This is a genomic window from Actinomadura formosensis NBRC 14204 (genome assembly GCF_001552155.1).
GTDB classification, from domain to species: Bacteria; Actinomycetota; Actinomycetes; order Streptosporangiales; family Streptosporangiaceae; genus Spirillospora; species Spirillospora formosensis.
On sequence record NZ_BCQQ01000338.1, the window covers coordinates 1 to 506 of the forward strand.

1 protein-coding gene is annotated in these 506 nt (G+C 68.0%); it reads right to left on the reverse strand.

Annotation, left to right across the window (positions count from 1 at the left end):
- The coding region (locus AF1_RS32825; RefSeq protein ID WP_157419470.1) for a polyketide synthase dehydratase domain-containing protein at positions 1-506 on the reverse strand (506 nt) is incomplete at both ends.

Genomic DNA, 506 nt, shown 5'->3' on the forward strand with positions numbered 1-506 from the left:
CCCGGTGATCTGGACGTTCGCCCCGCTCTCGGTGGGGGTAGGGGCCGAAGGCGAGACGGTGCTTTCGTCCGAGGTGAGGGTGCCCGTGGCGTTGGTGGTCCAGGTCGACTGGTCACCGAGCGTCGAGACGGACGATCGTGAATGGACGGTGAAGTCGCGCCGTCCCTCATCGTTGGCCGGGCTCACGGTGACGTGCAGATCCCATGACTCATCGCCGGAGAACACCAGCGGAGACTGCAGCGTCAGCTCCTCCACGGCCGGGCAGCCGGCGGCGAATCCCGCGTGGAGCGCCAGGTCAACGAATGCGGTGCCCGGTAGGAGCGGCGTTCCATTGACGGCGTGGTCGGCGAGCCAGGACTGGGTTTCGAGGGAGAGGCGAGCGGTGAACACCAGCGTTCCGTCGGGCTGTGTGACGGCGGCGCCCAGAAGGGGGTGTTCAGCGAAGGTGAGCCCGAACCCGGAAACCTCGGTGACGGGGACCGCACCCTCGACCCAGTAGCGCTTCC